The organism is Nocardia sp. NPDC047654, from assembly GCF_043205035.1.
Lineage (GTDB): Bacteria > Actinomycetota > Actinomycetes > Mycobacteriales > Mycobacteriaceae > Nocardia.
This window is the reverse complement of record NZ_JBIDDF010000001.1, coordinates 1,715,302-1,741,424: the sequence shown is the minus strand read 5'-3', so window position 1 is coordinate 1,741,424 and position 26,123 is coordinate 1,715,302. Positions and strand designations below refer to the sequence as shown.

General features: G+C 68.1%; 24 protein-coding genes and 1 pseudogene. 12 read left to right on the top strand and 13 right to left on the bottom strand.

The annotated features are described in order from the left end of the window. Positions 1 to 49: 49 nt before the first annotated feature. On the bottom strand, positions 50 to 1,516 hold the full coding sequence (locus tag ACGF7Y_RS08150; RefSeq protein WP_393230641.1) for a class I adenylate-forming enzyme family protein: 1,467 nt from the start codon (positions 1,514 to 1,516) through the stop codon (positions 50 to 52). 170 nt (positions 1,517 to 1,686) lie between these two features. On the opposite strand from ACGF7Y_RS08150, the gene ACGF7Y_RS08145 reads away from it, so the two are divergent. The 4 genes from ACGF7Y_RS08145 (at position 1,687) to ACGF7Y_RS08130 (ending at position 5,192) form a co-directional block, all read left to right on the top strand. Further along, positions 1,687 to 2,913 (top strand): PucR family transcriptional regulator, encoded by a 1,227-nt coding sequence (locus ACGF7Y_RS08145; RefSeq protein ID WP_393230638.1) that lies wholly within the window; start codon positions 1,687 to 1,689, stop codon positions 2,911 to 2,913. A gap of 149 nt (positions 2,914 to 3,062) precedes the next feature. Next, positions 3,063 to 3,983, top strand: a complete 921-nt coding sequence (locus tag ACGF7Y_RS08140; RefSeq protein WP_393230636.1) for a TIGR04222 domain-containing membrane protein — start codon at positions 3,063 to 3,065, stop codon at positions 3,981 to 3,983. Next, positions 3,976 to 4,848, top strand: a complete 873-nt coding sequence (locus ACGF7Y_RS08135) for a DUF692 domain-containing protein (RefSeq protein WP_393230634.1) — start codon at positions 3,976 to 3,978, stop codon at positions 4,846 to 4,848. The genes ACGF7Y_RS08140 and ACGF7Y_RS08135 overlap by 8 nt, the downstream gene beginning before the upstream one ends. Next, positions 4,845 to 5,192 carry a hypothetical protein gene (locus ACGF7Y_RS08130; RefSeq protein WP_393230631.1) on the top strand — a complete coding sequence of 116 codons (348 nt, stop codon included), beginning with the start codon at positions 4,845 to 4,847 and terminating at the stop codon, positions 5,190 to 5,192. Before ACGF7Y_RS08135 ends, ACGF7Y_RS08130 begins: the two co-directional genes overlap by 4 nt. A gap of 11 nt (positions 5,193 to 5,203) precedes the next feature. On the opposite strand, the gene ACGF7Y_RS08125 is transcribed toward ACGF7Y_RS08130, so the two are convergent. Beyond that, positions 5,204 to 5,332, bottom strand: a complete 129-nt coding sequence (locus ACGF7Y_RS08125) for a hypothetical protein (RefSeq protein ID WP_393230629.1) — start codon at positions 5,330 to 5,332, stop codon at positions 5,204 to 5,206. 266 nt (positions 5,333 to 5,598) lie between these two features. Here ACGF7Y_RS08125 and ACGF7Y_RS08120 point away from each other — a divergent pair, with 266 nt between their 5' ends. Further along, positions 5,599 to 6,099: a metallophosphoesterase family protein gene (locus ACGF7Y_RS08120; RefSeq protein ID WP_393230626.1), complete on the top strand. Its 501-nt coding sequence runs from the start codon at positions 5,599 to 5,601 to the stop codon at positions 6,097 to 6,099. Between the two features lie 67 nt (positions 6,100 to 6,166). On the opposite strand, the gene ACGF7Y_RS08115 is transcribed toward ACGF7Y_RS08120, so the two are convergent. From ACGF7Y_RS08115 to ACGF7Y_RS08095, 5 genes and pseudogenes are all read right to left on the bottom strand, one after another. Continuing rightward, positions 6,167 to 6,958 carry a class I SAM-dependent methyltransferase gene (locus tag ACGF7Y_RS08115; protein ID WP_393230623.1) on the bottom strand — a complete coding sequence of 264 codons (792 nt, stop codon included), beginning with the start codon at positions 6,956 to 6,958 and terminating at the stop codon, positions 6,167 to 6,169. Positions 6,959 to 7,032: 74 nt separating this feature from the next. After that, positions 7,033 to 8,124, bottom strand: a complete 1,092-nt coding sequence (locus ACGF7Y_RS08110; RefSeq protein ID WP_393230620.1) for a mechanosensitive ion channel family protein — start codon at positions 8,122 to 8,124, stop codon at positions 7,033 to 7,035. 207 nt (positions 8,125 to 8,331) lie between these two features. Continuing rightward, positions 8,332 to 8,478, bottom strand: a complete 147-nt coding sequence (locus tag ACGF7Y_RS08105; RefSeq protein ID WP_393230618.1) for a hypothetical protein — start codon at positions 8,476 to 8,478, stop codon at positions 8,332 to 8,334. Between the two features lie 137 nt (positions 8,479 to 8,615). Next, entirely contained in the window at positions 8,616 to 10,073 is a 1,458-nt protein-coding gene (locus ACGF7Y_RS08100; protein WP_393230615.1) for a lipase maturation factor family protein, read from the bottom strand. Between the two features lie 76 nt (positions 10,074 to 10,149). Further along, positions 10,150 to 11,699: pseudogene (locus ACGF7Y_RS08095) on the bottom strand (acyl-CoA carboxylase subunit beta). Positions 11,700 to 11,919: 220 nt separating this feature from the next. Between ACGF7Y_RS08095 and ACGF7Y_RS08090 the strand changes: the two are divergent. Next, positions 11,920 to 12,255 carry an MmcQ/YjbR family DNA-binding protein gene (locus ACGF7Y_RS08090; RefSeq protein WP_391465335.1) on the top strand — a complete coding sequence of 112 codons (336 nt, stop codon included), beginning with the start codon at positions 11,920 to 11,922 and terminating at the stop codon, positions 12,253 to 12,255. A gap of 19 nt (positions 12,256 to 12,274) precedes the next feature. On the opposite strand, the gene ACGF7Y_RS08085 is transcribed toward ACGF7Y_RS08090, so the two are convergent. Next, complete coding sequence (locus ACGF7Y_RS08085; protein ID WP_393230613.1) at positions 12,275 to 13,678, bottom strand: hypothetical protein; 1,404 nt, start codon at positions 13,676 to 13,678, stop codon at positions 12,275 to 12,277. Positions 13,679 to 14,606: 928 nt separating this feature from the next. Between ACGF7Y_RS08085 and ACGF7Y_RS08080 the strand changes: the two genes are divergently transcribed. Next, positions 14,607 to 15,365: a PP2C family protein-serine/threonine phosphatase gene (locus ACGF7Y_RS08080; protein WP_393230612.1), complete on the top strand. Its 759-nt coding sequence runs from the start codon at positions 14,607 to 14,609 to the stop codon at positions 15,363 to 15,365. Positions 15,366 to 15,467: 102 nt separating this feature from the next. Next, entirely contained in the window at positions 15,468 to 15,950 is a 483-nt protein-coding gene (locus ACGF7Y_RS08075) for an adenosine-specific kinase (protein ID WP_393230610.1), read from the top strand. 112 nt (positions 15,951 to 16,062) lie between these two features. On the opposite strand, the gene ACGF7Y_RS08070 is transcribed toward ACGF7Y_RS08075, so the two are convergent. Beyond that, on the bottom strand, positions 16,063 to 16,938 hold the full coding sequence (locus ACGF7Y_RS08070) for an LLM class F420-dependent oxidoreductase (RefSeq protein ID WP_393230608.1): 876 nt from the start codon (positions 16,936 to 16,938) through the stop codon (positions 16,063 to 16,065). Positions 16,939 to 17,030: 92 nt separating this feature from the next. After that, positions 17,031 to 17,393, bottom strand: coding sequence for a metalloregulator ArsR/SmtB family transcription factor (locus ACGF7Y_RS08065; protein WP_040866835.1), 363 nt, complete (start codon positions 17,391 to 17,393; stop codon positions 17,031 to 17,033). Positions 17,394 to 17,486: 93 nt separating this feature from the next. Here ACGF7Y_RS08065 and ACGF7Y_RS08060 point away from each other — a divergent pair, with 93 nt between their 5' ends. Continuing rightward, a complete protein-coding gene (locus tag ACGF7Y_RS08060) occupies positions 17,487 to 19,445 on the top strand; it encodes a heavy metal translocating P-type ATPase (protein ID WP_393230605.1) in 1,959 nt (652 codons plus the stop codon). A gap of 64 nt (positions 19,446 to 19,509) precedes the next feature. Here the strand turns inward: ACGF7Y_RS08060 and gndA are convergent, their stop codons facing one another. Continuing rightward, positions 19,510 to 20,955, bottom strand: coding sequence for an NADP-dependent phosphogluconate dehydrogenase (gene gndA, locus ACGF7Y_RS08055; RefSeq protein WP_393230603.1), 1,446 nt, complete (start codon positions 20,953 to 20,955; stop codon positions 19,510 to 19,512). Between the two features lie 187 nt (positions 20,956 to 21,142). Then, positions 21,143 to 21,337 (bottom strand): hypothetical protein, encoded by a 195-nt coding sequence (locus ACGF7Y_RS08050; protein ID WP_393230601.1) that lies wholly within the window; start codon positions 21,335 to 21,337, stop codon positions 21,143 to 21,145. Between the two features lie 40 nt (positions 21,338 to 21,377). Here ACGF7Y_RS08050 and ACGF7Y_RS08045 point away from each other — a divergent pair, with 40 nt between their 5' ends. Next, positions 21,378 to 22,016 carry a TetR/AcrR family transcriptional regulator gene (locus ACGF7Y_RS08045; RefSeq protein WP_393230599.1) on the top strand — a complete coding sequence of 213 codons (639 nt, stop codon included), beginning with the start codon at positions 21,378 to 21,380 and terminating at the stop codon, positions 22,014 to 22,016. Here the strand turns inward: ACGF7Y_RS08045 and ACGF7Y_RS08040 are convergent. Beyond that, complete coding sequence (locus ACGF7Y_RS08040; protein ID WP_393230597.1) at positions 22,011 to 22,532, bottom strand: MarR family winged helix-turn-helix transcriptional regulator; 522 nt, start codon at positions 22,530 to 22,532, stop codon at positions 22,011 to 22,013. The genes ACGF7Y_RS08045 and ACGF7Y_RS08040 overlap by 6 nt on opposite strands. 217 nt (positions 22,533 to 22,749) lie before the next feature. Between ACGF7Y_RS08040 and ACGF7Y_RS08035 the strand changes: the two genes are divergently transcribed. Further along, a complete protein-coding gene (locus tag ACGF7Y_RS08035) occupies positions 22,750 to 23,979 on the top strand; it encodes a TetR/AcrR family transcriptional regulator (protein WP_393230596.1) in 1,230 nt (409 codons plus the stop codon). Between the two features lie 216 nt (positions 23,980 to 24,195). Next, positions 24,196 to 26,031 carry an acyl-CoA dehydrogenase gene (locus ACGF7Y_RS08030; RefSeq protein ID WP_393230594.1) on the top strand — a complete coding sequence of 612 codons (1,836 nt, stop codon included), beginning with the start codon at positions 24,196 to 24,198 and terminating at the stop codon, positions 26,029 to 26,031. The last annotated feature ends 92 nt before the right edge of the window (positions 26,032 to 26,123 follow it).

Below are 26,123 nucleotides of genomic sequence, written 5' to 3'. Positions count from 1 at the left end.
GATTTCGTTTCGGATCATGGATTTCCACTCGGCACCGAGCGGAGAATGTCTATGTGGTGGCGATCGTGTCGGCGACGAGCGCGCGGAGTTTACGTTTGTCGATTTTTCCAACCGGATTCCGAGGTAGTTCCTCGGTGAGTTCGATCGACACCGGTACCTTCGCCCGGGCCAGGGACCTGCGGCAGTGCTCGAGGAGATCCTCGGCACCGACCCGCTCGCCGGGCATCGTCACCACATGGGCGACCGGGACTTCGCCGAGGACCGGATCGGAAGCGCCGACCACGGCGGCCTCCAAGACCGCGGGATGGGCGTGCAGGACGTTTTCGATCTCTTTGGGGTAGATGTTCTCGCCGCCCCGGATGATCATGTCCTTGATCCGATCGACCAGGACCAGGTATCCGTCCTCGTCGAAGTAGCCGACATCCCCGGTGTGCAGCCAGCCGTCGACCACCGTGCGGGCGGTCGCCTCCGGCCTGCCGAGATAGCCGCGCATCACGTTGGCGCCCCGGATCACCACTTCCCCGCTCGTCCCGGCGGCCACGATCGCTCCTTCGGCGTCCATGATCGCGACGGTCTGCCCCGGCAGCGGCAGCCCCACCGTTCCCGGTTTGCGCGGCCCGCCCGGCGGATTCAGCGTCGAGGCGCAGGTGCCTTCCGACAGTCCGTAGCCTTCGACGATCGGTACACCGAAACGGGTTTCGAATCGCGCGATCAGTTCCGCGGGCATGGGCGCGGCCCCGCAGATCACGCGGCGCAACGACGAGGTGTCCGGCGTCGAACTCGCCTGCTGCGCGACCAGCATCGCGTAGATGGCGGGTACGGCCGAGAAGTAGGTGGGCCGAACGCGTTCCACGATGCCGAAGAACGCCGAGGCGGAGAAGCGGCCCGCGATCGTGGCGCGGCCGCCCGCGAGCAGCGGCGACAGGATGCCGACCACGATTCCGTTGACGTGGAACAGCGGCAAGGTGAGCAGGCTGTGGTCGGTGTCGTCCAACGCCAGTGCCTCGACGAGCATCTCGCACATCGCGGCGATGTTGGCGTGGTCGAGAACCACCCCCTTCGGTTGCCCGGTGGTGCCGCTGGTGTAGATGATCAGCGCGGGAGCGCCGGGGTCGACGGGCGCCGGTTCGGCCGCGGTGACATCGCCGCCGGCGCCCGCCACGTCGGTCATATCGAGCGTTCCCGCTCCGCGCCCGCCTTCGGTGACGACCACCTTCGCCCGGCAGTCCTCGATCTGATAGCGAGCCTCCTCGAAAGTGGAATCCGGCTTCACCGGGGTGACCGCGGCGCCGAGCCGCCACGCCGCGAACAGAATGACGACGAATTCGAGTCGATTCGGCAAGACGAGGGCGACCACATCGCCTTCGCCGACTCCGTTCGCGGACAGCACAGCGGCTGCCGCGCATACCCGTTTCGCGAAAGTCTGATTGTCGAGTTGTTCGCGGTCGTCCGCGATGCAGGGACCGGACGGATTCCATGTCGCCCGGACCTCCGGAATTTCTACGACGTGCTGCACGATTTCCCCAGATGATCGGGTGTGACGGGAATTACATTTCCAAGGTAGGTGCGGTGTCAGAACCCGGCTACGGGCCCGCATCCCAGTGTTTTCGTCCGGCTTTGTACCGACGGCACAAAAGGATGCGGAATGCGTCGGAGCCGCCGCACGGGGTCGGGTACGGTCCCGGCATGAGCGTTGACGTGGACAGAACCATCCGCGATGTCGCCGGACGCGTCAAAGCCGAGATCGACCGCCTGACCGCCGAGATGACCGCGATGTTCAGCGAGGTGATCCCGGAGTTCCGCCACGACGACGAGGTGCGGCGCCTGATGATCGCCAGCACCGCGTCCAACCTCACCGCGATCCTCGACATGCTCACGCTGAGCATCTCCCGCGACGACATCACGGTGCCGCCCGCCGCCGCCGAGTACGCCCGGCGCTTCGCCCAGCACGGGATGTCCCTGGAGGCCCTGCTGCGGGCGTACCGCCTCGGCGAACACATGTTCATGCAGCGGACCATCGCCACACTCCGGCGCTCCGAGGCCTCGGCCGATCTGGCCCTGGAGACCACCAGCCGGATCGGCATGCTGGTCAACAGTTACATCGACCACGTCATCGAAGGTGTCATCGACATCTACGAGAGCGAACGCCGGCGCTGGGACGCGCGCACGGACAACACACGCGCGGCGCAGATCCGCGCCGTGCTCGACACCGAGGACCTCGACTTGGCCTCCGCCGAGCAGATGCTCGCCACGTCGTTGCGGGGATGGCATATGGCCGCCATCGTCTGGGTGCGCGAACCCGCCGGGTCATCGATCGACCTACTGCGCGCGGGAGCCGAGATGCTCACCGCCGCGACCGGGAAGCACCCGCTGACGGTCCTGGTCGACGAGCAGAACTGCTGGGCCTGGATTTCCTCCGTCGGGAAACCGTCGCTCGACGCCGAACGGCTGGAGCGAGACCTGCGCCGGAGGCCCGGTCTTCGCGTCGCGATCGGCGACTCCGGCGCCGGACTGACCGGCTTCCGGCAGACTTTCCGCGATGCCCAGCGTGCGCGCAACCTCGCGTTGATCGCCGATCCCGCTCGCCCGCTGACCTTGCATTCCCGAGTGGCGCTGGCGAGTCTGCTGATCGACCGGCTGCCCGATACTCGAGCGTGGGTGCACCGGGTGCTCGGTGACCTCATGGGCGACGACGAGACCACCGCGCGTCTTCGTGAGACGGTGCAAACCTATCTGGAAGCCCGCGGCAGCCTCACCGACGCCGCCGCGCGCATGCACGTCCACAAGAACACCGTGCACTACCGGATACGCAGGGCCGAAGAAGTACTCGGCCACCCCTTGACCGTGAACCGGCTGGAGACCGAAGTCGCCCTGATGGTCTCCGAGCAACTCGGCCTCGGCCAAAGGAGGTGAGCCGGGTCCGCCCCGCTCCCCTGGCGAATCATCCAGGTGAGCGCCGAGGCAATACTCGGCGACATATGCGTGCCACGGCGATTCGCCATGGCGCGCGGACACCCGCGGCCCGATACTGAGTGCAGGTTGGACCGATTCCGAGGTGGAAGATGAATGTAATCGGGGTGGACTCGGACGGGCTTGTCGCGGCCGGTGATACCTGGGGGATCTCCGGGCCGCAGTTCCTGGCCATCTACTTGCCGGTGGTGCTGGTCGCGGTGATCGCCGGGATCTGGCTGCGGTCACGGGTCACGGGCGCGGATCCGGACGCCGACGCGGTCACCGTGCCGGGCGGGGAGTTGACCTCACCCGAGGTGGGGCTGCTGTTCGGCGACCAGAACGCCGCATTGGCGGCGATGGCGCGGCTACGCGCTCTCGACGCGATCGATTCGGGAGCCACGACGGTTCGCGCCCTCACAGCGCAGGAGCGGGCGCAGCTGGATCCGTTCACCGTGTCGGTGTACGACCGGCTGGCGACGGGTGAGCGCAAGAACGTGAGGGCGATAGTGGGCGGATCACCCGCCGCCCTCGACGCGCTGCGCGCCAGGATGGTGGACCTCGGGTACTTCCCCGGGCCCGCCGTGCGTCACGGGCTGCGCGACGCGGGGATGCCGATCCTGGTCACCGGCGCGCTCGGCGTGGTGCGGATCATCGCGGGGGCTTCGCACGGAAACCCGGTCGGCGTGCTGGTGGTGCTGGTGATCGCGCAGGCATTCGGTTACTGGCTGGTGGTTCGAAAGCCCCGGCTGACCGCGCTCGGTGTCCGTGCCAGGGACACCGCGGCCGAGCGCAACCGGCATCTGGGTCCGAGCTATTCACCGTCCTACGCGACCTATGGCGCCGAGAGCGCGGCGCTCGCGGCCGCCGTTTTCGGTATCGGCGCGCTCATCGCGCTGGATCCCGGCCTTGCCCAGGCAGTCGTGCCGCCGAGTGCGTCGGGCGGCGGAGACGGGGGCGGCGACAGCGGCGGCGGAGACGGGGGCGGCTGCGGAAGTGGGTGTGGCGGGGGCTGCGGCGGTTGCGGTGGATGAGTCCGGACCGCTGCCGCCGGGGGCGCTCGGTATCGGCTGGCGGCCGGAGATCTGCGGGGTCATCGCCACCTTGACGGGGCTCGGGTTCTGCGAGGTCATCGCCGAATCGTTGCCCCGGGATCGCCACCGCGCCGGGCAGCCGGCCGTGCCCGAGGAGCTGGCCGCTCTACGCGCGCGAGGCGTCGCCGTTGTGCCGCACGGCATTTCGCTGTCGCTCGGTAGCGCCGAACCCGTGGCGGGCCATCGCATCGAGCACTTGGCGGCCTGCGCGGCGGCCGTCGCGGCTCCGCTGGTGAGCGAGCACGTCGCGTTCGTCCGGGCGGGCGGACTGGAGGCAGGCCATCTCCTGCCGGTACCGCGCACCAGGGAAGCGCTCGACGCACTCACCGGCAATATCGCCCGCACCCGGGCGGCGCTGGAGGTCCCCCTCGCCCTGGAGAACATCGCCGCGCTGTTCGACTGGCCCGACGACGAGTACTCCGAAGCGGAATTCCTGGCCGAACTCGTCGACCGTACCGGCGTGTTGCTGCTGCTGGATCTCGCCAATGTCTACGCGAACGCCCGCAACCGGGGTCGCGACCCCCTCACCGAGCTCCTGCGCCTGCCCGCCGAACACGTGGCCTACTGCCACGTCGCGGGCGGTCACGAATCCGGCGGCCGCTACCACGACACGCACACCGATCCGCTGCCCGCCGAAGTTCTCGCGCTGGTCGCGGAATTCACCGCCCGGCATCCGGCGCCGATGATGTTGGAGCGCGACGGCAACTATCCACCCGCCGCCGAGTTGCTCGACGAATTGGACGCCATCGCCACTGCCGCCGCCCGGTCGCCGGTCACAGCCGGTGCCAGAGCGGAACCGGCGTGACTTCCCTGCCGGAGCACCCGACTCTGGCCGAGCGGCAAGCGGCGCTGGTGCGGGCACTGGTGGCGGGGGCGGCGGTACCCGCGGGATTCGATGTGGATGCCGTCGGTGCGGCGGCGGACGCCTTGCTCCACAAGCGCGCCGGTGCGGTGGCGCGTCGTTTCCCGCTGCTGGCGCACGCGTGTGAGGGCGACTTCACCGCACGCTTCACGGCGTGGGCTCGCACGCACCCGAAGACGACGACGTCCGCCGATGCGGCGGCCTTCGCGGCTGCCGCGGGCATCGACTGGAACGCCGGGCCCCGACGCCGGGAGAAGACGCGCTGGTGGCACCGGCTGCACGGCTGAGCGCTGGGCGCTTACGACTGGCGCGCTTCGACAGGCACCGCGGAGTCGGCGGCGTCGCGACGCTCCTCGAGCCACACGCTGACCGCCACCGTCGCATACGCAGCGACGGTCGCCATCCCCGGCAGCATCAGCATCAGCATGAGAAATGAAAGCATCGAAGACACAAGCCCTCCCGGACAACGCGATGGAAACTGTCGCACCGGTGCGCCGCGCTGCGTCACCGTCACGCCCGGACATACCCACGCTCGGAAGTCCAATCTCGTCGAGACCACCGAGGGTGGTGTGATAGATCTCACTCGAGAAATGCACTACGCGGCCTATGAGTCGACCGGGATAATCCGGCGCAGCCGAAACCGCTCATCCGCGAGGCGGCCGGTCCACATCCCGGCGTGGTACACCGGTCACCATGCGGTTGCTCATCATGTCCGATACGCACGTGCCCAAGCGCGCGCGTGATCTGCCGGAGCCGCTCTGGCGCGAGGTCGAGGCGGCCGATGTGATCGTGCACGCGGGCGACTGGGTGGAGGTGGCGCTGCTGGATCGGCTCGAAGCGCGCAGCGCACGCCTCATCGGCGTCTACGGCAACAACGACGGGCCGGACTTGCGCGCACGGCTGCCCGAGATCGCGCATGCCGAAGTCGGGGGCCTCAGGCTGGCGGTGGTGCACGAGACCGGACCCGCGAAAGGCCGGGAGGAACGCTGCGCCCGGAATTTCCCGGACACCGATCTGCTCGTCTTCGGGCACAGCCACATCCCCTGGGACAGTGTCACCGACACCGGGTTGCGCTTGCTCAATCCCGGTTCGCCGACGGATCGGCGCCGCCAACCGGAGCACACCTACCTCACGGCGCGGATACAGTCCGGCCGACTGAGCCGGGTGACCTTCCATACCCTCCCGAAACACTGACCCGGCGGCACGCTGCGCGAGCCCATCGCTCCAGCCTCGCCGGTGCGTCCCGGACCACCGGCGACCGCTAGCGCTTCGTAGCGGTCAGCACTTCCAGGGTCACCGGCTCTGCGAAACATCCGTCCGGGTCGATCGCGAGCAGCGTCTCGGTGATCGCTTGTTCGAAGGCGGACCGCCGGTCACCGAGAAGCCGCCGCAACGGCAAGGAGGTCGAGTAGAGGTAACCGATCGCCTGCTCGATCGTCCATGAGCGGGGGAACTCGTGCACCAGCCGGTGCACGCGGGAGAAAGACGATCGAGCCAAGATCTCTTCGTGCGACTCGTGGCCCTCGGCGGCGGTCGACCTCCCGGACCGCTGTTCAGGAGGCAGGAAGCGACGTTGCACGTCCTCGATGGCTTGCTGCCACTGCGTAGCGGGGCGCACGAGGCAGCTGTCGTTGGTGATCACGATCGCGCCGTCGTCGTCGACCATGCCGGAGAGAGCCGCCAGAACTCGCGCGCGGTCCATCCAGTGGAACGAGCGGCCCATGGTCACCAGCCGGAACCGGCCGAAATCCCCCGGCAGATCGGCCGAACTGCCTTGCGTCCACGTAACGTTGGTAACGCCCGCCGCCCGCGCGTGGCGGGCGGCTTCGACCAGCATCGTAGGCTCGGGATCGACGCCGACCGCTTCGGCCACGTGCCGTGCGAACGGGACGGTGAGTTGACCCGTGCCGCAGCCCAGATCGAGAAGCCGCCCGGTGCCGTCCAGACGCAGCCGCGGCACGAGGTCGTCGAAGAACCGCTGCGGATAGTCCGGCCGGTAGCGCGCGTAGTGCCAAGCGGTGCCTGCGAATAGGTCTCCGGACGCATCACCCATGGTCGGCCCTCCCCCACTTGCGAACTCGCACCTCGTCCGGCGGACACACGAAGACTCGATGGTAGCGGTCCGGGTCAGTTACCGTAACCGTCGCCGCGGTCACCGGCCGGCGCCAGATGGCGGTCGTCGGTGGAGGAGTCGGTGATGGCGGTGGCGATCTTCGGCAGCGCGTGGGGATGGTTGCGGCCGAGCCAGTCGAGCATTTCCTCGCGCACGGCGCAGCGCAGGTTCCACACGTCGTCGGCATCGGCCGCCGACATCGTGGCGCGCACCACGATATTCGTCGGCGTGCTGTCGGTGACCTGCAAACCCCAGTCGCGACCGTCCCAATCCGCGCGCGTGCGCAGATACTCCTGCAGATGCTCACGCAGCAGCGGCACCGGTGTGCTGTGATCGAGAAACAAGTAGACGGTTCCGGTGATCTGCGGGCCGCCACGCGACCAGTTCTCGTACGGCTTGTTGTTGAAGTAGGAGACCGGCATGGTCAGCCTCCGGTCGTCCCAGATCCGCACGGTGAGGAACGCGAGGGTGATCTCCTCGACGATGCCCCATTCCCCCTCCACGACGACGGTGTCGCCGATCTTCACCGAGTCACCGAAGGCGATCTGCAAACCGGCGATCAAGTTGCTCAAGGTCGACTGCGCCGCGACCCCGGCGATGATGCCGATCACCCCCGCCGAGGCCAGCAGTGAGGTGCCCAGGGTCCGCAGACTCGGCACCAGCAGCAGGATCGCCACGGCGGCGGTCGTGACCACCAGGACCGAGGTGACGATCCGGCGCACCAGGCCGAGCTGGGTGCGCAATTGCCGTACCCGCGTGATGTCCTGGGTACGCCGGGCATAAGAACGCAGCATGTTCTCCGCGACCGCGTCGGCGGCACGGATGACCACCCAGGCCGCCGCCATGATCGCCGCGGAGGCCAGGATGGTCCGGATCATCGTGTCCTGGCGCAGATCGAGGTGCGCCAGCGGATAGGTGGCGTGCAACGCCAGCGCGCCGAGCAACACCTGCACGGGCAGTTGCACCCGGCGCAACAGTGTGGGGAGTTGGGTGTCCGGACGCTTCCCGGCGATGTAACGCAATAATCGGTCGATCAGCAGCCCGACCGTCACAGTGATCGCCACCGTGCCGAACACGACGACGAGCGGCCGTAATACTTCCTCCAACAGAACGAACTCCTTCTCCTCATCCACTCGACACCGATGCTCCGCAGGGTCTTCACGGCAGGGGCGACGGGATGCGCGGAACGTCGAGCACCTGGTGCTGCTCAGCTTCTGTACACGTGAGTGGAATGCTCTCGTTGCGGCTCTGGCGCAACGGCGTTCGAACCGTCGTCGTTTCTCGCCAGGCCTTCGTCGGCCAAGGGGGTGTTCTTACAGCAGCGCCAGCGCGATACTCAGCACTGTCAATACCAGAACCCATGCCGCGACGGTCCATTCGATGGGGCCCTCGGAGCCGGGATAACCGCCGTCGCTTTGTCGGGCGGCGCGATACTGCGAGCGCGAGGCCGAAATGGACATGACATCCTCCTTCGGTCGGTTGCGTCATCCAGGCGCATACCCGCTTTCGCCGCCGATCGTCGCCGACGCACTGTGGCGAATACCACCCGATCCTCTGACCTCCGGCGCAAGCCGTTGCCGGGCACGGGTTCTCGAGTTCAGTGACGGCCGGGGTGGCTGTGGTAGCCCAGGTCGTCCAAGGCAAGGGGCGGAACGTAGCGGCTGACCAGGGTGCGGTGCCACCACGCTCGGGTGCGAGCCAATTCGCGCGGTGTGGTGAAGCGATACAGATACAGTTGCGCCCGCACGAAACGCGGCGCGGCATCCGGGAATGGATTGTGCCGCAGCAGGCGCAGCGTGGCCGGGTCGTTTTCCAGCAGCCGCGCCAGGAAGGCGGCCAGCCACGACTGCGCGTACCGTGGCGAGGTCGCGGCGAACCACATGAGCCAATCCAGGCGCAGGTGGTAAGGGGCCCATTGGCGTGGCAGCCGCCGCGGATCGCCGGGTTTGCCCTTGAACTCATATTCCTTCCACTGCGTCCGATCGGTGACGGTCGACTCCTCGGTGCCTTCGACGACCACCTCGTAGCGGGTGCGACCGATGCTGCCGAACGCTCCGTAGGTGTTGACCAAGTGATAGGGGTCGAACGATCGGTTCATGGCCTGATGACTGGAGATCAGGTTGCGCGCCGGGCGGTAGCTCAGGAAGACCACCAGTGCGGTGAACGCGATGACGAGGCCCACGAACCACGGCGGCGGCCCGGGCAAAGGCGGCGGTGCGGGCACCGGTAGCACCGCCGCCACCGCGGACCCGCTGATGGCGCCGCACGCGAGGACGATCGTCAGCCAGTTCAGCCAGGCGAAATTGCCCGATACCACCAACCACAGCTGGGTGATCACGATAACGGCCGCGGCGATGCTCGCCACCGGCTGCGGTGCGAAGAGGCCGAAGGGCACCACGAGCTGCGCGACGTGATTGCCCACCACCTCCGCCCGGTGCAGCGGCTTGGGCAGGTGGTGGAAGAACCAGCTCAGCGGTCCGGGCATCGGCTGGGTCTCGTGGTGGTAGTACAGGCAGGTCAGATCGCGCCAGCACCGGTCACCGCGCAGTTTGATCAGTCCGGCGCCGAACTCCACCCGGAACAGCAGCCAGCGGGCGAGCAGGAGCACCAGCACCGGCGGCGCGGTGCGGTCGTTACCGACGAAGATCACCAGGAACCCGCATTCCAGCAGCAGTGACTCCCAGCCGAACGCATACCATTCCTGCCCCACGTTGACGATCGACAGGTACAGCACCCACAACGTCGCCCACAGCAGCATCGCCGCCCACAGCGGCACCAGGTCGGCCGCACCGGCGACCAGCGCCGCGGACAGCGCCGCACCGAACCAGGAGACGGCGGCGAAGAAACGATCGGAATAGTGGACGTGGAAGATGCTCGGCACCCGCCGGAAGGACCGCCGGGCCAGCAAGCGCGGCACCGGAAGCATGCCGTGCTCACCGATCAGCGCCCGGAACTGCCGTGCGGCGACCAGGAAGGCGATCAGATAGACGGCCGCGACACCGCGCGTCAGCACCTGCCTGCTCAACCAGTATTCGGATGCGGTGAACCAGTCCATGCCCGCAACTCCTCCGACCGCGGACCTTCACCCCCACACCGCCGCATACCCAGCCCGGCAGCGGGAAAACACGGCACTACATCGGGTACAGGCTGTGCTTGCGCGGGTTGGGCTCGGCGGCTGCTTCCTTGTCCCGCAGCAACTGGAGCGCATGCCGTATCTCCAGCCGGGTACGGGATGGTTCGATCACCGCATCGATGTAGCCGCGTTCGGCCGCGATCCACGGAGTGGCGACGGTGGCGTTGTACTGGTCGATCATGAATTCCCGCACCGCCGCGCGCTGTTCTTCCGGCACCTGGAGCAGCTGGCGCCGCCCCGCGATGTCGACCGCGCTCTCCGCGCCGATCACCGCGATGCGGGCGGTCGGCCAGGCCAGGCTGATGTCGGCGCCGAGCTGCTTGCATGCCATGAAGCCGTAGGCGCCGCCGTAGGACTTGCGCACCACGACGTTGATGATGGGCACGGTCGCCTCGATGATCGCGCGGAACACGCGTCCGCCGCGGACGATGACACCGTTGCGTTCCTCTTCGACTCCGGGAAGCACGCCGGGAGTGTCCACGACGAACACCAACGGGATGCCGAAGGCGTTGCACAGCCGGATGAAATGCGTTGCCTTGTCGGAGCATTTCGCGTCGACCGCTCCCCCGAGCACCAACGGCTGATTGGCGACGACCCCGACGCTGCGTCCGTCCACGCGCGTGAAGCCGGTGATCAGATTGGCCGCGGTGGCGGAGCGGATCTCGTGGAAATCACCGTCGTCGAAGATGCGCAGCAGGATCTCGTGCATGTCGTATCCCTCGCGATCGGAGTCCGGGATGATCGACTCGAGCTCGAGGTCGGTCGCGGTGATCTCCGGCTCGAGACCGGGGTTCACCAGCGGCGCCTGCTCCAGGCAGCTCGACGGCAGGTAGCTCAGGTACTTGCGGGCCCAGTCGAATGCCTCCTGTTCGGTGCGGTCACGTGGTGGATCGTGCCGTTGCGGGCCTGCACGTGAGCGCCGCCCAGTTCCTCCGCGGTCACGTCCTCGCCGGTCACCGTCTTGATGACCTCGGGACCGGTGACGAACATGTAGGAGTTCTCGGTCGCGACGAGAACGTCGGTGTTCACCGGGCCGTATACCGAACCCGCGGCGCACTTGCCGAGCATGATGGAGACCTGCGGGACGAATCCGGACAACCGCTCTTGGCGTCGGCTCATGTGGGCGAACCAGGCCAGCGAGGTGACCGCGTCCTGGATCCGGGCGCCGCCGGAATCGTTGATCGCCACCACCGGGCAGGCCTTCTCGTACGCGAACTTCAGGATGTGCGCGACCTTCCGGCCGAACATCTCGCCGACCGAGCCGCCGTAGACCGTCTGGTCGTGCGCGATGACCACGACCGGTCTGCCGTCGATGCGACCGTGGCCGGTGACCACTCCGTCGCCGTACTTCGCGTCCGGGGCTCCCGGTGTGCGCGCGAGTGCGCCGATCTCGACGAACGTTCCGGGATCCAGCAACGATCGCACGCGCTCACGGGCACTCGGGATGCCCTTGTTCTGCCGTTTGGCGATACCGGACGCACCCGCCGGTTCCTCGGCGGTCGCGAGGGTGTCCCGCAATCGCTCCAACTTCTCGCGCGTGCCGACCATTCGGATACTGCCCTCTCGACCTCACCGACAACTGCGCCGAACGATAGGGGGCTGGACGACGAGCGCTGAGGTCACGAGACGATTACTGGGCACTTCACAACGCGCCGGCCGTCGCGTTGGCACCCCGGCCTATTGATCCGACCGGCCCCGCACCGGCGATCTCGTCGGGGGGGCGGACCACGCACGGGGAGTTCCATTCCGGCCTGGAAGGATTCGGTGCATGAGTTTCACCGGGGACGATGTCCGGTCCTTCGCGCTGTCGCTACCGGAGACATCCGAACAGTTCACCTGGGGGATGCCGACCTTCCGGGTCGCGGGCAAGTTGTTTCTCACCCTTCCGGAGGCGGAGACCTCGATGGCGGTGCGCTGCCCCATCGCCGATCGCGACGAACTCGTCGTCGCCGAACCGGGCAAGTTCTGGATCGCCGCGCACGAAGCGAACAACGCCTGGGTCCGCGTGCGTCTGACCGCCCTCGACGACCTGGCCGAACTGGAAGCCATCGTGCTCGACTCGTGGCGGCAGGCCGCACCCCGGCACCTCCTCGACGCCGGGTGACCTGCTCGCGCCACCCGCCTCAGCGTGCGCGGCGGCGGCGGGGCCGGGGCGCGAGTTTCAGGCCGAACAGCAGATCGGTATTGCGGACCGGCGCCGGTTGTTCGGACATCCGGAGCAGTCCGGCACGGCGGATCCAGCTGTGGTGCCAGTGGTACAGGTCCGGAAGGCTCACCTCGCATGCCGCGGCGAGCCTGCGAAGGCGGAAGCCCGCGCCGCCGATGGCCCCGGTGAACAGTTTGCTGTTCGGGGTGGGTCGCGATTCCTGCGAGACGCGGGCGTCGTAGAGCAAGGTGCGCGCAGGCGGCGGTATCACCCACACGTACAGGTCGGGTGCGTGGGCGTAGCCGATCGGGCCGTTGAAGATCAGCGCGTCGGCGGTCAGCGCGACACAGGGAATGGCGTTGAGTTCCATCGCGGTGGCACCGGTGAAGAGTGCGGTGACGAGCGCCGCCGCGTCCACCGGATCGGCGGTCCTGGCCCGGACACGGGCGATGACGTCGTGGTCTATCGGGACCGTGGTCAGCCCGGGCCCGACCGAGTAGGCCAGATCCGGCGGCAGATCCAGCCGCAAACCGTGCAGCAGGAACGCGGCTTGGGCGCCGCGCAGGCGCGTGATGGTGTGCCCGCGACTGGGGCTGTCGGCCACCAGGCTGCCGAGGAACCGGTACAGGCTGAGGATGTCGTTCCACTCGTCCACCACACCGGCGCCGGGACCCGGCTGGAAGCGATTCGGCGAGCTGAGTCGTGGTTGCAGCACCGACAGCATGTATTCGGCCAGACCGGCCCCGCGGGGACCCAGCCAGCTCCCGACGCCGTTCTGGTTCAGGTCGTGACGGCACTGCCTGCCGGTGTGTTCGGCGAGCCACCGACAGGTCGTCTGGATCCCCTCGGTGTAGACGGCGTCGATGCGCGCGAACTCCTGCGGCGGCAGGCTTCGGTAGGCATCGGCCAGGAAGGTGGTGACATCGCCGTCGGAGATCTGCGGCAGCAGTCCGCCTCCGGCCGCTTCCGACAGCATGATGATGCGCGACGGCCGGTGGCCGACCTGCCCGTACCCCACCTGCCGGGTCGGCGGCTCGAAGCCATCGATGCGCGTGGTGGGCGGGTCGGGGACACCGATGCGCGTCGTCGCCGCTTCAGGGGCATCGGTCTGCGTGGTCGCGGCCTCGGGGGCATCGATCCGCGTAGTCGGTGCGTCGGGAACATCGACGCGTGAAGACGCGGTCTCGGGGACATCGATGCGCCTGGTGGGCGCGCTGGCGGCGCGGCGGTCCGCCAGCCACCGCCGCAGGTCCTCCTCCGGCACGCCCAGCCGCTGCGAGGTCGATCGCATCCGTTCGGCAGAAAGTTCGTTGTGTTCGTCGAGCTGGGCCAATCTTTCCAGCTCGGACGGACGCAGCGTGGGCACGCTTGCGTCGACCACAGCCACAACCTCCTGGATTTCTGTACCCACGGCGCAACACGGCGGGTTCGAGACGTCAGTTGTAGAGCATTCGATCACGTACCCGCCGGTAGGGCGGGGAATTCAACGGAGTTTCGTCTGTTGTCTACGTCACCGACAACTCCACGATCTACCGAAATCTCGCGCACCGAATGCGTTTTGCCTAGTCAAGATGTCTGTCGCCCCCAGCGACGGAAAGACGTGGCCGATGCCGACACCGGAAATTTCGGCGCCCGTGTCTACGGTGCTGGACACCGCCGATTCGGCACACCGAACATTGCCGCCCGAGTCCGGCTCGACGCGCCGACCCGGCGCACGCCGGGACCGCCGAGCCGATATCCGACCACCGCGCCGCCCACATGTCCTCGCCGTGCAGGAGCGGCCCGCTGCCCGGGACCACCCGCCGACACAATCCGGGCAGCGGCGAACATATCCTGTCCCGGAAGCCGCGCTGGGCCGTAGCGAGCCGACGGCTCCGAGTTTGCGGCCGTCGCGGTATCGGGCGCACTGTTCGCCTTGGGCCCGCCGAGCGGACGAGAGGAATCGGCCTCGGAGTTACACGCTGCGCGCGTCCCTGCCGCACCGACGAGAAGGTGAATACGCCGAGCAGCCGGCAGTAAGCCGATTGATTGCCGGAATCCGGAAGCGATGTTGCGAATTGGGAAGTTCGGCGGGAAATAATGATCGATTTCGCGCCGCCGCATCCACCCGCGGTCGGAATCGATCGAATACGAGACGCAAAGCACACCGAATGCTCGGCGGAGCGGACTCGGGATGCCGGCCGTGACCGGATCGAGAGCGAATTCTCAGTGTCCCCACAACGAACTCTCGACAAGCCCAAATACCGGTGCGGTCTCCTTGAAGGGTGCTGGTCGGCAGCACTCGAGCCCAGCCAGGAGGAGACCAGTTCATGTACACCGGCACTACTGCAAGTCTGCCGCGGATCCAGATGCCGTGGCTGGGCGCGGCGATGGGCGCCTCGGCCAGTCGGCGTGCGTCACGGTCGATCAACGCCGACGCCGTCGCGATCGAGACCGACGCGATGAGCGGAGCGACAGCGTTCGTGGTCGCCGACGGTGTGGGAGACCATCTCCTCGGCGCCCGGGCGGCACGCACGGTTGCCACGGCGGCGGCACATGCGGGCGCCCGGGACGGGGCGCGAGCGGGAATCCTCGCGGCGCAAGAAGAATTGCTGCGGGAAGTCCCGGAACCCTCCGCCGACAGCGTGCTCGTGGTGGCGGTATTGCCGACCGCCGGTCGACCCGATGGCCCCTGCGAGGTGGCATGGGTCGGCGACTGCCGGGCGTATCGCTGGAACGGGCGGGTGCTGCACCAGATCACCACCGACCACACCGTGGCCGAGTCGTACCGAGCCCGCGGGCTGGCGGTCACCCCGCGAATGAGCCACCTGGTCACCACCTCGGCCCGCACCGTCCGACCCGACGAGATCGGGTATGCCGCCACCGGATCGAGCACGGGCAGACTGCTGCTGAGCACCGACGGAGTGCACAAGCCACTCGGCATCGCCGCCGTCAAGGCCATTCTCGCGGACGGCGACGCGGCCCACGCCATCGCGAACTCCTTGGTCGACGCCGCCCTCCTGGCCGGAGGAAGGGACAACGCCACCGCGCTGGTGGTGGACCTGCCTGCCCGCACCGCCGACAGCTAACTCCTGCGACCGGCTCGGGAGTCACCGCGGGCTACACGCGACGCGTTCGAAAGAAATGTCGAAATGCTATGAATCGGCATCGGTGGGGCGCAGTATGTCGCTGTGGAGTTGACAGCCGTACGCATCGACAAACCGGACGAACTCAACGTCATCATCGGACAGTCCCACTTCATCAAAACCGTGGAAGACCTGCACGAAGCGCTGGTCGGAGTAAGTCAGCACCTGCGCTTCGGGCTGGCGTTCTGCGAGGCCTCCGGCCCGCGCCTGGTCCGCCACTCCGGCAACGACGACTCGCTCGTCGAACTCGCCATCAAGAACGCGGTCGACCTCGGGGCCGGGCACTCGTTCATCGTCTTTCTGCGCGAGGGCTACCCCGTCAACGTGCTCAATGCCGTGCGGCAGGTCCCTGAGGTCTGCGGAATCTTCTGCGCCACAGCCAATCCCGTCGAGGTTCTGATCGCCGAGACGGAACTCGGCAGAGGAATCGTCGGCGTGATCGACGGTTCGGCGCCGCTCGGCGTGGAGAATGCCGACGACCAGGCAGCCCGTAGGCAGCTGTTGCGCCAGATCGGCTACAAACTGTAGTACCGCGATCGGCGACCTTCCAGGCCGCCGACCGCGACATGTTCATCCCCGAGTCCGCAATCCCTTACCGCGACACCTCATCCGCAGCGCCTTCGCGTTCCGCCGCCGCGCCTCAGCCGAGTTCCGCCAGTTGCGCCACGGCGGGCGCCATGCCATCGATCCAAGCCGCCGGCGAGCCGGTGGTCGGAGTGACGATGGCGGTATCGATGCCGAGTTTCGCGTAGTCGGCCATCTGCCGGACGAAATCGTCGCGGTTGTCCGGGCTCGGCCGCGGATTGTTGGCGATGATCGTCTTGCGGATCTCGTCATAGTCGCGGCCGACGTCGTCGCAATGCCGTCGCAGCACATCGAGCTTGTGCTCGACGTCCGCGGGCGAGGAGCCGAACAGGTTGCAGGCGTCCCCGTATCGCGCGACCAAGCGCAGCGTCTTGCGCTCTCCCCCGCCGCCGATGAGCACCTTCGGCCGATTGATCGGCTGCGGCGAGCACAGCGTCTCGGCCAGTTGGTAGTACTTCCCGTCGAACGCCGCGTTGTCCTGGGGGTCCCACATCTGGCGGCAGATGCGCAACGTCTCTTCCAGCCGCTCGAAGCGTTCGGCGGTCGAGGGAAACGCCACGCCGAGCCCACGGTGTTCGCGCTCGAACCAGGCGGCGCCGATGCCAAGGACCGCCCGGCCGCCCGACAGGACGTCGAGCGTGGTGACGATCTTGGCGAGCAGCCCGGGGTGGCGATAGGTCACGCCGGTGACGAGGAGGCCGAGGTCGACGCGCGACGTGTGGGCGGCCAGATAGCCGAGAGTGGTGTAGCCCTCCAGCATGTTCGCCTCCGCGGGCAGGCCCGTCGGCTCGATCTGGAAGTAGTGGTCCATGAACGACAACCAGGTCGCCCCGGACGCCTCCGCTGCCGCGCCGACCCGCGCCAGCTCACCGGCGATAGCGGTCGTACCACCGTCGATATCGAAGATGGGTACGTGAAAACCGAGCTCCATGAAGCGGTCCCTTCTGCTGGTCAACCGTGTACGAGCGCACACTAAGTGCTGGAGTGCGCTCCAGGTCAAGGGAGCGGATCAGGGCAGAGCGGTCAGCCGGCGGTTTCGGGGCGGTCGGACAATCCGAGGCGCAGATGTTCGCTGTGGTAGATCGCCTCGTCCAGCAGCTGGGCGACGTGGTTGTCGTAGAGGCTGTAGACGATGCTGCGGCCGGTGCGCGCACCCGTGACCAGCCCCAGATTGCGCAGCAGGCGAAGCTGGTGGGAAACAGCGGACTGTTCCATGCCGATCGCGTCGGCCAGCGCGCTCACCGACAGCGGCCCCTGGCGCAGCTGCGTGAGGATCATCAAGCGGCTCGGGGTGGCCAGCGCCTGCAATGTGGTCGCCACATGGTTGGCCGATTCCGGATCCAGGCGCGCGGCAGGGCGATCCCTGCCTTCGACACCGTGCCCCATGAGTGAACAGCATACTCCAGGAACAAATGAAGACATGTTCATGTTTTCTGATATGGTCGGGCGGTCTGTCCGTTGCTGTCCTGGAGGTGACCCGTGGCCGCGCCGACCCTCGTGCCGACCCGTACGACTTCGCCGACCGGTCGTGTGTCCACGCACCGGACCCGGCTGTTCGCCCTGCCGGAAGTGCGGTGGGCCGCAGTGGCTGTCGCGTTGTTCCTCGCCGGTCTGGCGACGCAGCTGGCCGACGGACCGCGAGGGGTGTGGTGGGGTTTGTACCTGGCCTGTTACGCCGCGGGCGGATGGGAACCGGGATGGGCCGGGCTGCGGGCATTACGCGACAAGACGCTCGACGTCGATTTGCTCATGGTCGCCGCGGCGATCGGCGCGGCGGCCATCGGCCAGATCACCGACGGCGCCTTGCTGATCGTCATCTTCGCCACCTCGGGCGCCCTGGAAGCGCTGGCCACCGCCCGGACCGAGGACTCGGTGCGCGGACTACTCGACCTCACACCCCAGACCGCGACCCGGCTCGCCGATGGCGGAGAGGAGCAGACGGTGCGCGCCGCCGACCTGCGCGTCGGTGATCTTCTCGTGGTGCGTCCCGGTGAACGGATCGCCGCCGACGCGACGGTGCTCTCCGGCGGCAGCGAGGTCGATCAGGCCACCATCACCGGCGAACCGCTGCCGGTGGACAAAACCGCAGGCGACGAGGTGTTCGCGGGCACTCTCAACGGCACCGGAGTGCTGCGGATCCGGGTGGATCGCCGTGCGGAGGACTCCGTGGTCGCGCGGATCGCGGCCCTGGTCGAGCAAGCGGCCCGAACGAAGGCGCGCGCACAGCTTTTCATCGAGAAGGTGGAGCAGCGCTACTCGATCGGCATGGTTCTGGTCACCCTCGCCGTGTTCGTCATTCCGCTGCTGTTCGGCGACACCCTGCGGCGGGCGCTGCTGCGGGCGATGACGTTCATGATCGTCGCCTCCCCCTGCGCGGTGGTGCTGGCCACCATGCCGCCCCTGCTGGCGGCCATCGCCAACGCCGGGCGCCACGGCGTCCTGGTCAAATCCGCGGTGGTCATGGAAAGGCTCGGCGCCACCACGCACGTCGCCTTCGACAAGACCGGCACGCTGACCCGCGGCATTCCCGAGCTAGCCGAAATCCGCTGCCTGGACGAACGATTCACCGACGACGAGTTGCTCCGACTGGCCGCCGCGGCCGAGCACCCGAGCGAGCACCCCTTGGCGGCGGCGATCGTGCGCGCGGCCCGCGCCCGGGGGCTGCGACTGCCCGAGGTCACCGCGTTCACCGCGAACCCCGGTCGCGGCGTCACCGCCCGCGTCGGCGACCAGCTCATCGGCGTCGGCTCCCCCACCGCGTCGGAACTCGCCCCCAGCCTGCGAACAACCGTCGAAGCGCTCCAGGCGAGCGGCTGCACCGCCGTGGTCGTGACCTGCGAGCACCAGCCGATCGGGGTATTCGCGCTGACCGACCGGCCGCGGCCGGAAGCGGCGGCGGCGGTGCGGGCGACCACCGAGATCACCGGCACCGCACCGGTATTGCTGACCGGCGACAACGCCGCCACCGCCGACCGGCTCGCCGCCCGGGTCGGCATCACGGACGTTCGAGCCGAACTCCTGCCCGACGACAAGGTGACCGCGGTGCGCCTGCTGCAGGCCGAGGGGCGGAAGGTGACGGTGGTCGGCGACGGAATCAACGATGCCCCGGCCCTCGCCGCGGCCGAGGTCGGCATCGCCATGGGCGGGGCCGGATCCGATCTGACCTTGCAGACCGCGGACGCCGTCGTCGTGCGCGACGATCTGACGACGATCCCGGCGGTGATCGCGTTGTCCCGGCAGGCGCGGCGGGTGGTGGTCGCCAACCTGGCCATCGCCGCCACCTTCATCGGCGTGCTGGTCGTCTGGGACCTCGCCGGAACCCTGCCGCTCCCGCTCGGCGTCGCCGGACACGAGGGCTCCACCGTCATCGTCGGGCTCAACGGATTACGCCTGCTCCGCCGGACGGCGTGGGCACGAGCCGCCCGGACACCGGATTGACACCGGCCCCGGCATGCAATGCCGCAGCGCGGGAACGATTTCCGCACTGCGGCAGCGCGACCGGCTAGTCGGCGCGAACCTCGCTGCGGTCCTCGCTCCAGAGCGTATGGAATTTGCCTTCGGCGTCGACGCGTTCGTAGGTGTGCGCGCCGAAGAAGTCACGCTGCCCCTGGGTGAGCGCGGCCGGGAGGCGCTCGGCACGCAGAGCGTCGTAGTAGGACAGCGACGACGCGAACGCCGGCACCGGAATGCCGAGCAGGGTCGCGGTGGCCACGACGCGGCGCCAGCTGTCGATCGCGGTCTCGATCGCCGCGCGGAAGTACGGCGCGAGGATCAAGCTCGGCAGCGCCGGGTTCTCGTCGTAGGCTTCCTTGATCCGGTTCAGGAAACGGGCGCGGATGATGCAGCCGCCGCGCCAGATCGTCGCGAGGTCGCCGGGGCGCAGACCCCAGTCGTATTCCGCACTGCCCGCGGCGATCTGGTCGAAGCCCTGGGCGTAGGCGACCACCTTCGAGGCGTAGAGCGCCTGCCGGATGTCTTCGGTGAATTGCTCGACGTCGGTGGGCTTTTCGGCCAACCGGCCGGAGGCGAGACCCTGCGCGGCCTTGCGCTGCGCACGGGAGCCCGACAGTGCCCGGGCGAATACCGCTTCGGCGATGCCGGTCACCGGCACACCGAGGTCGAGTGCGGACTTCACCGTCCAGCGTCCGGTGCCCTTCTGCTCCGCCGCGTCGACGATCACATCGACCAGCGGCTTGCCGGTCTTCGCGTCGACCTGATTCAGGACCTCGGCGGTGATCTCGACGAGGTAGCTCTCCAGGTCACCGGAGTTCCACTGGGTGAACACATCGGCGATCTGCTTCGCGTCGAAGCCGAGCGCGTCGCGGAACAGGTGGTAGGCCTCGCCGATCAGCTGCATGTCGGCGTACTCGATGCCGTTGTGCACCATCTTGACGAAATGCCCTGAGCCGTCGGGACCGATATGGGTGCAGCAGGGCGTACCGTCGACCTTCGCCGCGATGGATTCCAGCAGCGGCCCCAGCGAGTCGTAGGACTCCTTGGGCCCGCCCGGCATGATCGCGGGGCCGTTGAGCGCGCCCTCCTCGCCACCGGAGATGCCTGCGCCGACGAAGTTCAGCCCGCGCTCGCGCATCGCGGCTTCCCGCCGAATGGTGTCGGTGTAGAGGGCGTTCCCGCCGTCGATGATGATGTCGCCCGGCTCCATCGCGGCCGCCAGTTCCTCGATGACCGCGTCGGTCGGGGCGCCTGCTTTGACCATGATCAGCACCCGGCGCGGCTTCTCCAGCGCGGCGACGAACTCCTCGATCGTCTCGGTCCGCACGAAGTCGCCGTCGTCGCCGTGCGCCTCCAGCAGTGCGTCGGTCTTGGCGACAGTGCGGTTGTGCAGCGCGACGGTGTAGCCGTTCCTCGCGAAGTTCCGTGCGATGTTGCTACCCATGACCGCCAGACCGGTGACCCCGATCTGTGCACGCGCTGTAGAGGTCGGCATCAATCAGCTCTCTTCGTTCGACAGGGCGGCGCGTCCGCGCGAAACTGTTCGGCGGCTGCATCGTGGCGTCCGTTCCACGACGCTTCAGACCTTACTTACCCGCCCCGCCGCGGCGGGCACGGAGGGCAGCGCGAGCCTCGGCGCGGTCACCTGCCCGCCCGGCCGCGTGACTTCACCCACCGGCCGATCAGGGGCCGGAGGTGAGCCCGTCGCGGATCTCGGCGAACGCGTCCGCCAACCGGTGGATGCCCGGCGTCTCGACGGGGTAGTGCCCCGCCGCGTCCAGCACGACCAGGCGCTTGGGTGCGGCGATCCGATCGAAGAACGCTTGGCTCAGGGAAAGCGGTGTCCATCGATCGGCGCCGGGATGAACCAGCCACACGGGGCAGGCGGTGAATTCCTCCGGTCGATTTCAGGACGCCATGTCGACGCACCGGAAAACCCCGCGCCAGCAGCGGTCGGAGTTCACCTTCGACGCGATCCTGGAGGCCGCTGCTCGACTTTTCCAACAGCACGGCTACGCCGCGACGACGACCAACAAGATCGCCGAGCTCGCCGGCGTCTCGATCGGCACGCTCTATCACTACGTCCCCGACAAGGACGCACTCCTCTACGCGCTCGCCGCGCGCCACCTGCGCCAGGCCTCGGTGGCCTTGCTCGAGGCGGCCGCGCGACTGCGGGCCGAGCAACCACCGCTGGAGGAAACCATTCGGCAGCTGGTCGTCGCCGTGACCCGGTTGCACACCGCTCAACCGGATATGCACCGGCTGCTCTTCGATCAGGCGCCGCGCACACCCGAAGGCGCCGCACACCTACGGGAACTCGAAGAGGTCCTCGCGGGCGAAGTGGAATTCCACCTGCGCCGTCTCGACGTCGGCGGTACCGACCCGGCGTTGACCGCCATGTTGCTCGTTCAGGCGGTGGAGGCGCAGATCCACGGTGCGGTCCTCGATCCGCCGGCCGGCCGCACCGCGGACGACTGCGGCCGAGTCATCGTCGACCTGTGGACCCGAGCGCTCGCTCCGCCGGCCGCCCCCGCGCGCCCGGCGGCCGGGTCATAGGGGGCAGTCCGCGCGAGACGACTCGTCGTCGAGGCCGGGACCACCGCCGATCAACGCCTCCGGGCCGCGATCACCGTAGGCGATGCGCTCGAGCAGATCCAGGACCTCGCCGACCTTGTGCAACTCGCCGGACCGCAGGCTCTCGGACAACGCCTGCGCCAGAGCGTCGTTCGCGGACGCCTGGTGTCCGCACACCCACGCCCGGCCTTCGTCGGTGAGGGTCAGATTCACCCGGCGCCCGTCGTCCGGATCGCGCACACCGACGATCAGGCCCTGATCGCGCAGCCCGTCGACCACGTTGCGCATCGTCTGCGGCCTGAGCATCTCCAGCCGCGCCAGGTCGACCGCGGCCAAGGCGCCGTATCGGTGCAGACGCCCCAGCACCGCCCACTGCGTCGCCGACAGCCGCCGTTCATCGGGATCCCTCCGGGCGCGCCGCAGAATCACGGTCGACGCGATGCGCAGGCGGGCCGCCATGCTCGACAGTGCTGTGGCGTCCGCGGTGTCAGCGCTCACGGGCGGGCTCCCTCTGCTTACCTGATCGACAACGATCCACGGGCTGGTGATAGCTGCGGGAAGCCTACTCGACAGTAGGAGCCGTACGTCGGCTATGACGAAATCGTCATACATATGGGTGGCCGCGCCGGATCCCCCGTGGCATACCGGCCAACGGATCGCGCGCGGAGGCGGCCCGGCACCGCCGCGGACCCTCCGATACGCGACACTGACCGCGATGGGCACACAGGCGAACGGCGCACAGCCGCGGCGGAGACCACCTCATCGGCGCGAGATGATCCTGCACGCCGCGGTCGACGCGTTCGCGCACGGCGGCTATTACGGCACCACGATGGCCGACATCGCCGCGGCGGTCGGCATCTCGGCGACGGCGCTGTATCGGCACTTCCGCAACAAGCAGCAGCTTTTGGGCCAGTGCCTGCTGGTCGGGCTAGACGACACCTTGAACCGGCTGGACGCCGCGTATCGCACCGACGACTCCGGTGACGCCGTGCTCGCCGAACTGGTCCGGGTGGCTCTGGAACTGCGCGGCCTGCCGCGGTTGTGGCAATTGGAGTTCCGCAACCTGACCACCGCCGACAAGACCGCCGTGCTGGTCCGCGCCTCGCGGATCACCCGCTATCTGCGGCACACCATCGGCATGCGCCGACCGGAGTTGAGCGGCGCGGATGTCGAACTGCTGAGCTGGTGCGTGCTCTCGATCGCGGTCAGCCCCTCCTATCACCGCGCCGAGCTGCCCGCGCCGGTTGCCGCACAGGTGCTCGACGCCGCCGTCGCGGCGGTGATCACCACCGAAATGCCCGAGCACCCGGCCGGCCCCGCGCCGAACCGGCCACCGCGCACCGAGACCGGCAACACCGCGCTCGATCGAGCGCTGCGGTCGGAGCGGATGCTCGCCGAGGCGGCGCGATTGTTCAGCACCCGCGGGTATGCCGCGGTGGGAATCGAAGACATCGGCGCGGCCGTCGGGGTCACCGGCCCCGCTTTGTATCACCACTTTTCGAGCAAGGCGGAGTTGCTGGACCAAATCGTCCGGCGCCAGGACGAGTGGCTTCGGCTGCTGCTCGCCCGGGCGATCGCCGATGGCCGCAGCGCCGAGGAATCGATGCGCTCACTCATGCGAAGCTTCGCGCAACTGGGCGTGGACGAGCCCGATCTGCTGGCGATCACCGTCAGCGAGACCCGACACCTTCCCGGAGACGCGGTGCAGCGCTACCGGAGGGTGCGCTTGGACGGCATCGCCCAGTGGGCCCGCATGCTGCAGGCCGTGCGGCCGGACCTGCCCGCTCCGGCCGCGCGGGTGCTGAGCCGAGCCGTCACCACCGTCGTCATCGATGCCGTCCGCAACCCGCGCTTCCGGCGCAGGGCCGATCTCGTCGACGTTCTCGTGGCCATCGGAGAGCGGATCGAAACGGCCGGAATCCCTGGCCGCGTTTCCGCACCGTGATTTATGCCACTTAGCCATCATTAACTTAACTTCACCAATTGCGCGCTAGCAGCGGATAGAACACTGTCGGACATACGACCATCTACTTAGTGGTCATTAACATGGGATTGCTTTCGGGTCATCGGTGCCGCACAGTGTGCCGTGGGTGATCGCCGCTGCGCGCGCCCGCCGAATCCCTTGCCGGTACACCGGCCGTTTCTCGAAAGGCATTGGCCCGTGAGCCATTACAAGAGCAACGTGCGCGACCTCGAGTTCAATCTGTTCGAGGTGTACGGACTCGACGACATCCTCCGGAACGGAGCATTCGGCGACCTGGACGGCGACACCGTGCGGTCGATGCTGGCGGAGGCCGCGCGCTTGGCCGAAGGACCGGTCGCCGAACCGTACGCCGACACCGACCGCAACCCGCCGGTGTTCGATCCGGCCACCCACTCGGTCAGCCTGCCCGAGTCGTTCAAGAAGGCGGTGCGCGCCTGGTACGACGCGGAATGGTGGCGCGTCGGCAAGGCCGAGGGTGTCGGGGGCGTGCCCGCCCCTTCGATGGTCAGCTGGGCGATCACCGAATTCGTCCTCGGGGCGCAGCCCGCGGCTTACATGTACCTGACCGGACCGTTGATGGCCCACATCACTTATGGCATCGGCACCGAGCAGCAGCGGCGCTGGGCCCAGTTCATGACCGAACGCAACTGGGGCGCCACGATGGTGCTGACCGAACCGGACGCCGGTTCCGACGTCGGCGCGGGCCGCACCAAGGCGGTCGAGCAGGAGGACGGCTCCTGGCACATCGAGGGCGTCAAGCGGTTCATCACCTCCGCCGACTCCGATGACCTGTTCGGAAACATCATGCACCTGGTGCTGGCCCGCCCCGAGGGCGCCGGACCGGGCACCAAGGGCCTGTCGCTGTTCTTCGTACCGAAGTTCCACTTCGACCACGAGACCGGCGAACTCGGCGAGCGCAACGGCGTCTTCGTCACCAATGTCGAGCACAAGATGGGCCTGAAGGCCTCCGCCACCTGTGAGGTCACCTTCGGCGGCCACGGCATCCCCGCCAAGGGCTGGCTGGTCGGCGAGGTACACAACGGCATCGCGCAGATGTTCCAAGTCATCGAGGAAGCGCGGATGATGGTGGGCACCAAAGCCATCGCCACCTTGTCCACCGGCTACCTCAACGCCCTCGAATACGCGAAGACACGCGTGCAAGGCAGTGATCTCACCCGGATGGCGGACAAGGCCGCGCCGAAGGTGACCATCACCCGGCACCCCGACGTGCGCCGGTCGCTGATGATGCAGAAGGCGTACGCCGAGGGTCTGCGCGCGATCTATCTCTATACCGCAGGACATCAGAACGACGTTGTCGCGCAACATATCTCGGGTGCCGACGCGGATCTGGCCGCTCGGGTCAACGACCTGCTGCTGCCGATCGTCAAGGGCGTCGGCTCGGAGCGGGCCTACCAGTACCTGACCGAGTCGTTGCAGACCCTCGGTGGTTCCGGCTTCCTGCAGGACTACCCGATCGAGCAGTACATCCGCGACGCGAAGATCGACTCGCTCTACGAAGGCACCACCGCCATCCAGGCGCAGGACTTCTTCTTCCGCAAGATCGCCCGCGACCGTGGCGTCGCACTGGCCCACCTCGCGGGCAAGATCCGCGACACGGCGCAATCCACCGACGGCAACGGCCGGCTCAAGGCGGAGAAGATCCTGCTCGCCACCGCACTCGAAGACGTCCAGGACATGGCGGGCCGCTTCACCCAGCACCTGCTCACCGCCCAGCAACAGCCCACCGAGTTGTACAAGATCGGGCTGAACTCCGTTCGCTTCCTGCTCTCCGTCGGTGACCTCCTCGTCGCCTGGCGGCTGATCGTCGCCGCCGAGATCGCCTCGGCCGCACTCGACGCCGGCCCCGGCGAGCAGGACCGCGCCTTCTACGAAGGCAAAGTCGCCGTCGCGTCGTTCTTCGCCAAGACGGTCCTGCCGCACCTCAGCGCGGAATGGTCGGTTATCTCCGACGTCGACATCAGCGTCATGGATCTCGCCGAAGCCGCGTTCTGACGGGGGCCACCGCGCGAAGGCCCGGGGGCGCGTTGGCGGAACGGCGGCTCGGCAGCAGAGTGCGGTCACGAAAACCACGCCGGGGAACGCGC

Excerpts from the sequence above, each read along its gene's own strand:
- ACGF7Y_RS08140 (WP_393230636.1), top strand. The coding sequence starts at position 3,063 with ATGAATGTAATCGGGGTGGACTCGGACGGGCTTGTCGCGGCCGGTGAT.
- ACGF7Y_RS08105 (WP_393230618.1), bottom strand. The coding sequence starts at position 8,478 with ATGTCCATTTCGGCCTCGCGCTCGCAGTATCGCGCCGCCCGACAAAGC.
- gndA (WP_393230603.1), bottom strand. The coding sequence starts at position 20,955 with ATGCCGACCTCTACAGCGCGTGCACAGATCGGGGTCACCGGTCTGGCG.
- ACGF7Y_RS08125 (WP_393230629.1), bottom strand. The coding sequence starts at position 5,332 with ATGCTGATGCTGATGCTGCCGGGGATGGCGACCGTCGCTGCGTATGCG.
- ACGF7Y_RS08065 (WP_040866835.1), bottom strand. The coding sequence starts at position 17,393 with ATGGGGCACGGTGTCGAAGGCAGGGATCGCCCTGCCGCGCGCCTGGAT.
- ACGF7Y_RS08145 (WP_393230638.1), top strand. The coding sequence starts at position 1,687 with ATGAGCGTTGACGTGGACAGAACCATCCGCGATGTCGCCGGACGCGTC.
- ACGF7Y_RS08115 (WP_393230623.1), bottom strand. The coding sequence starts at position 6,958 with ATGGGTGATGCGTCCGGAGACCTATTCGCAGGCACCGCTTGGCACTAC.
- ACGF7Y_RS08045 (WP_393230599.1), top strand. The coding sequence starts at position 21,378 with ATGTCGACGCACCGGAAAACCCCGCGCCAGCAGCGGTCGGAGTTCACC.
- ACGF7Y_RS08090 (WP_391465335.1), top strand. The coding sequence starts at position 11,920 with ATGAGTTTCACCGGGGACGATGTCCGGTCCTTCGCGCTGTCGCTACCG.
- ACGF7Y_RS08120 (WP_393230626.1), top strand. The coding sequence starts at position 5,599 with ATGCGGTTGCTCATCATGTCCGATACGCACGTGCCCAAGCGCGCGCGT.
- ACGF7Y_RS08070 (WP_393230608.1), bottom strand. The coding sequence starts at position 16,938 with ATGGAGCTCGGTTTTCACGTACCCATCTTCGATATCGACGGTGGTACG.
- ACGF7Y_RS08035 (WP_393230596.1), top strand. The coding sequence starts at position 22,750 with ATGGGCACACAGGCGAACGGCGCACAGCCGCGGCGGAGACCACCTCAT.
- ACGF7Y_RS08100 (WP_393230615.1), bottom strand. The coding sequence starts at position 10,073 with ATGGACTGGTTCACCGCATCCGAATACTGGTTGAGCAGGCAGGTGCTG.
- ACGF7Y_RS08080 (WP_393230612.1), top strand. The coding sequence starts at position 14,607 with ATGTACACCGGCACTACTGCAAGTCTGCCGCGGATCCAGATGCCGTGG.